The organism is Waltera acetigignens, from assembly GCF_025567015.1.
Taxonomy (GTDB): Bacteria; Bacillota; Clostridia; order Lachnospirales; family Lachnospiraceae; genus Acetatifactor; species Acetatifactor acetigignens.
On the sequence record NZ_JAOQJO010000001.1, the window covers coordinates 15,628 to 21,082 of the forward strand.

Below are 5,455 nucleotides of genomic sequence, written 5' to 3' on the forward strand. Positions count from 1 at the left end.
CTATTCGGTAAACAACACCATGCTTATCTATATGCAGAAGCCGGACGCCACTTTGGTAGCCGGATACAATAAGTGGAAAGACCAGTTTGAGCGTCATGTAAAAAAGGGCGAGCATGGCATTACCATCATCGCCCCCACACCGTACAAGAAGAAAATCGAGGAGCAGAAACTGGACCCGGATACCAAGGCTCCGATTCTGGATAAAGACGGAAAGATTGTTACAGAGGAAAAAGAAATCGAGATCCCCATGTTTCGCCCGGTCAAGGTCTTTGATGTGAGCCAGACTGATGGGAAACCTTTGCCGGAGCTTGCTTCCTCCCTTTCCGGCAATGTACCCAATTATGAGGCATTCATGGAGGCCCTGCGCCGCAGTGCGCCGGTGCCGATTACTTTTGAAGCAATGGCCGCCGATACGGACGGCTATTTTTCTGCCGATCATCAGAAAATCGCCATTCGTCAGGGCATGAGTGAGGTGCAGACGGTTTCGGCCACAGTACATGAGATTGCCCACAGTAAGCTCCACAATCAGAAAAAGATTCAGATTGCCAATGACGAGCAATATCAGGAGATCGAGCTGTTTGATAAACCCGGTCTGTTCTCCAATGGGCGGATTGCCCGTGATAATCTGCCGGAGGGCGTTTATTGCTATGACCTGCGCGGTTCTGACTATGACCCCGGAGAGCCGGTCTGTGTAGAAGAACGAGTGGTTGTAAACCATGCAGGTTCCGTTCTGTTGACAGAGCCGCTGGAGCTGGCGGAAGATGGACGCCTGATGCTGACCGAGGAAGAAGGGCTGAATTTTACCGGTGGCTTTTCTACCCTCTCCCAGTTCTTGCAGGAACAGAAGAAAGACCGCCACACGGAGGAAGTGGAGGCTGAAAGCATCTCCTATGCGGTCTGCAAGTATTTTGGCATTGAAACCGGAGAAAACAGCTTCGGCTATATTGCAAGCTGGAGTCATGGCAAGGAACTGAAAGAGCTGAGAGCCAGTTTGGAGACCATCAATAAGACCTCCGGCACTTTGATCTCTGACATTGAACGCCACTATAAGGAAATCTGCAAAGAGCGTGGAATTGACCCCAATGCAAAGGCAGAGCCGGAAACCGCCCCGATAGAGCAGCCGACCGGCAATCTAACCTACTATGTAGCAGAGTGCATGGAGTTTCCAAACCTCGGAGAATACCACGATAACCTGTCTTTGGAGGAAGCGGTTCGCATTTATCAGGAAATTCCGGCAGAGCGAATGAACGGGATCAAAGGAATTGGTTTTGAGCTGAAAGACGGAAGCGACTATGAAGGACCGTTTCCGATTTTGACCGGGCAGACCATTGACCTGGATACCATCCAGGCAATCGACTATTACCGTGACAATCCGCTGGTACAGAAAGCGGTAAAGGAACTGGCTGCGGCCATGCCGGAAATGGAGGTGCTGGGGGCGGACGCCAACCAGCAGGAGGCTTTGTTTCTGATCGACGATGCCACCTATCTTCATATCCAGCCCTGTGACAGCGGCTGGGACTACACCCTTTACGATGTTGCATCCATGAAAGAGCTGGATGGCGGTCAGCTGGATATGCCGGAGCTTTCCCGCATGAAGGCAGTTCTTCAGATTTGTGATGACAACGATTTGGGCAAAGACTCGGTAAAATACGCACCGTTGTTCATGATCGAGACCTTGCAGGAAGCTGCCTATCAGCAGATGCAGGCAGAGGCCAGTCAGATGGCTACTTCTTCCCAACTGCCGGAAGCACAGGAGCAGGCACTGGATGAATACCCCATGCCCGATGAGCAGGTCTCCACACCGGATATGCAGGAATACGGATACTCCTATGATGGGATGCTCCCTGTTACCAGAGAACGGGCGCTGGAACTGGATGCCGCCGGTTTGACTGTCTATGTGCTGCATGAGGACAATACGGAGAGCATGGTGTTTGACCCACAGGAGATCATGGAGCATGGCGGTCTTTGCGGTGTGGACCGTGAGGAATGGGAGAAAAGCCCTCAGTTCCATGAAAAGGTCATGGAGCGTCAGGAACATCAGCAGGAACGAGAACAGGCATTTCTCTCCCAGAATAGAGATTGCTTTGCCATCTATCAGGTGAGCCGTGACGATCCGCAGAATGTGCGCTTTATGAATCTGGACTGGCTAAAGTCCCTTGATATTTCCATAGACCGCAGCAATTATGACCTAATCTACACCGCTCCGCTGAGTGAGTCTAGCACTGTGCCGGAGCAGCTGGAAAAACTCTATCAGCAATTCAATCTGGAAAAACCCGTGGACTTTCACAGCCCCTCCATGAGCGTCAGTGACATCGTTGCGATCAAGCAGGACGGTAAGGTATCCTGTCATTACTGTGACAGCGTTGGTTTTACCCAGATCCCTGGATTCTTTTCGCAAAATCCACTGAAAAATGCGGAGATGGCCGTGGAGGACGATTACGGCATGATCGACGGTATCATCAACAATGGTGCAAAAGAGCCTACGGTGGCAGAGCTGGAACAGCAGGCCCGAAGCGGTCAGCCCATTTCCCTGATGGACTTGGCTGATGCCGTTCATCGGGAGGAACGGGAAAAGAAAAAGTCCGTTGTGGATCAGCTGAAAAGCCAGCCCAAAGCAGAACACAAAAAGACAGCACCCAAAAAGAGTACGGAAAGGGAGATTTGATATGGGAAACTTTACTTTTGAGGAAATGAACCTGATGTGCATTTACAATACCGGCAACCGCACCGGATTGATCGACAGCCTGCGTGAGATGTGCGGCGAGCTATCACCGGAGGAAACGGAACTGAGGGAGCTGACCGACAGCGCCCTTACGAAGCTCTGTGCGATGACCGATGAGGACTTTGCCCAGTTGGAGCTGTATCCGGATTTTGACCAGTAAACACCATAACCGCAGGGATGGGGTGGCAAATTGCCACCCCACCTCTTTACCCCAAAACCGAAAGGAGGACAGAACACCATGCCAACCAAAGCTGAACTATATGCACAGATGGCGGACAAGGTGGCAACACAGCTCACGGGGAGCTGGCAGGAATGGGCAGGGTTTCTCACCACTGCTTCCCGCCTTTACAAGTACCCGTTCCATGAGCAGCTGATGATCTATGCCCAGCGACCGGACGCCACCGCCTGTGCAGAGTACGATTTGTGGAATGAAAAGATGGGCCGCTATGTAAGGCGCGGTTCCAAGGGAATCGCTCTGGTGGACGATTCCGGGGACAGACCTCGCCTTCGCTATGTTTTTGACATTTCCGACACCGGAACCCGTGAACATTCCCGCACTCCCTGGCTGTGGCAGCTGGAGGAGCGCCATCTGGATTCCGTGCAGGCCATGCTGGAGCGCACCTATGATGTTTCCGGTGATGACCTTGCCGGACAGCTCACTGAGGTAGCCGGAAAACTGGCTGAGGAATACTGGACGGAGCATCAGCAGGACTTCTTCTATATCGTTGACGGTTCCTTTTTGGAGGAATATGATGAGTTTAACATCGGAGTACAGTTCAAGGCAGCAGCCACCGTCAGCATCACTTACTCTTTGATGTCCCGCTGCGGACTGGAGCCGGAACGCTACTTCGACCACGAAGATTTCATGGCGATCTTTGATTTCAACACCCCGTCCACCATCGGGGCGCTGGGAACAGCGGTCAGCCAGATCAACCAGCAGGTGCTGCGGCAGATCGGCGTCACCGTCCGAAATGCAGAGCGCGAAGCCAACCAAGAAAGGAGCAAACAAGATGAACAATCCCATGACCTATATCCAGAACGGAGACTATCTGATTCCCGACCTGAAGCTGAGCCAGCAGCCGGAGAAACCCCTGGGCAAGTACGGCAGGATGAGGAAAACCTACCTGAAGGAACACCGTCCCATCCTCTACAACCAGATGCTACTGAGCGAGAAGCTGTACCCGCACCTTCTGGAGATCGACGAGACCGCCCAGAGCAGACTGGAGCAGATGATACCCCAACTGGCGAAGGAAGCGGGAGCCACCGAGGAACTGAAAGCCAGCGATCCCATGAAGTGGGTGGGGCTGATGAACACCTGCAAAGCCCAGGCCGAGGAAATCCTGATGGCGGAGCTTATCAACAGCTGACCCTAAACCTGTTCCTCTCCGAAGCAGAACAGATCCAATCCATAGATGAAGCAGAGAATGTAGCGCATACATCCTCTGCTTTTTCTTTTGCTCAAAATGACATCGACCATGTGCTGCGTTTGGGCGGCAATACAGACCGCCAGAGGGAGCGTGTGGTTGCAGCCTTTGAAAAACAGAAAACCACCGCTGAGATTGCCGGGATACTGAAAACGCTGTACCACGGCGGCAACGGCCTTGGCAGTGTGAGCGCATGGTATGCCGAGGATGGTATCCATCTTTCTCATGGGAAGTCTGTCCGTTATGACAGGTCTGCCCAGGTCATTTCCTGGGAGAGCGCCGCAGAGCGTATCGGGGAGCTTTTGGAGAGCGGACAGTTTGCCTCCAATGTAGAGCTTGCAGAAGCGGCAGGCTATGAACGATCCCTCCTCTCGGAAAAGCTCTGGCATCTGTATCACGATTTCAGCGAGGACGCCAGAGAAGCCGGATATTTGTCCAGCCTGTCAGAGATCAAAGGCAATGGGTTCCCAGAGGAGACCCGCCGCCTGACGGAGCAGCTGAGTGACCCAGCTTTCCGCCAGACCCTCAAGGAAGAATACGCTGCCTTCTGGACTGCCTATCAGCAGGATCGTGACCTGTTGCGTTTTCACTATCACAGACCGAGGGAGATCTGGGAGAACCTGAAGGACCTTGACCTGCCACGCAGGACTTTTTCTTCGGACCTTTCCCAAGTGCCAACCGTTCAGCACTTCATTACCGAGGATGAAATCGACGCCGCCATGACTGGTGGCAGCAGTTTCGCCGGAGGAAAAGGCCGTATCTATGCGTTCTTCATGGAAAACCACACGGACAAGGAAAAAGTGAGATTCCTCAAAGACGAGTATGGCATTGGCGGTCGCTCTCATGCACTGTCCGGCGCAACACACAGCGGCGAAGATCACGACGGAAAAGGACTGCACTATAAAAAGCAGGACTGCCCGGATGTTCACTTGAACTGGGAAAAGGTTGCCAAGCGAATTACCTCTCTTGTCCAGAAAGGCCGCTATCTTACCGAACAGGAACAGGCACAGTATGACAAGATCCAGTCTGAACAGGAACAGGCCGAAGAAGATGCCATTCAAGCCCAGCAGCCGGAGATGGAGGAAGAAACACCAAAGCCTACCCTTGGGGAGCAGTTTGAGCAGTATAAGCCTGTGGTGACTGCCGCCATTTCCGAGGATACCGCATATCGCAATGCCTGCGGGCATTCTGACCGTGAAAATGCTGTCATCGAGGGTAATGCCGCAGTGCGCCGTGCAGTCCTTGGTTCTAAGGATATGGAGCTGATCAGACTCTATTCGGATGTGCCGGAGTTCCGTCAGCGTTTACA

The 5,455-nt window shown here is 52.9% G+C and carries 4 protein-coding genes and 1 pseudogene; 4 read left to right on the forward strand and 1 reads right to left on the reverse strand.

Annotation, left to right across the window (positions count from 1 at the left end; all coding sequences use genetic code 11):
- Both OCV96_RS00085 and OCV96_RS00090 read left to right on the forward strand, forming a co-directional pair.
- Positions 1-2,665 (forward strand): LPD28 domain-containing protein (locus OCV96_RS00085; protein ID WP_262593205.1); only part of this gene is annotated, 2,665 nt, incomplete at its 5' end.
- 1 nt (position 2,666) lies between these two features.
- Positions 2,667-2,882, forward strand: coding sequence for a transposon-transfer assisting family protein (locus tag OCV96_RS00090; protein ID WP_154042303.1), 216 nt, complete (start codon positions 2,667-2,669; stop codon positions 2,880-2,882).
- A gap of 96 nt (positions 2,883-2,978) precedes the next feature.
- Here OCV96_RS00090 and OCV96_RS00095 read toward each other — a convergent pair whose 3' ends face one another.
- Entirely contained in the window at positions 2,979-3,746 is a 768-nt protein-coding gene (locus tag OCV96_RS00095) for a hypothetical protein (RefSeq protein WP_154042304.1), read from the reverse strand.
- Between OCV96_RS00095 and OCV96_RS00100 the strand changes: the two genes are divergently transcribed.
- Positions 3,745-4,089 carry a TnpV protein gene (locus OCV96_RS00100; RefSeq protein ID WP_425609799.1) on the forward strand — a complete coding sequence of 115 codons (345 nt, stop codon included), beginning with the start codon at positions 3,745-3,747 and terminating at the stop codon, positions 4,087-4,089. The two genes, OCV96_RS00095 and OCV96_RS00100, sit on opposite strands and share 2 nt — an antisense overlap.
- 119 nt (positions 4,090-4,208) lie before the next feature.
- A pseudogene (locus tag OCV96_RS00105) lies at positions 4,209-5,455 on the forward strand (SNF2-related protein); the annotation flags it as partial.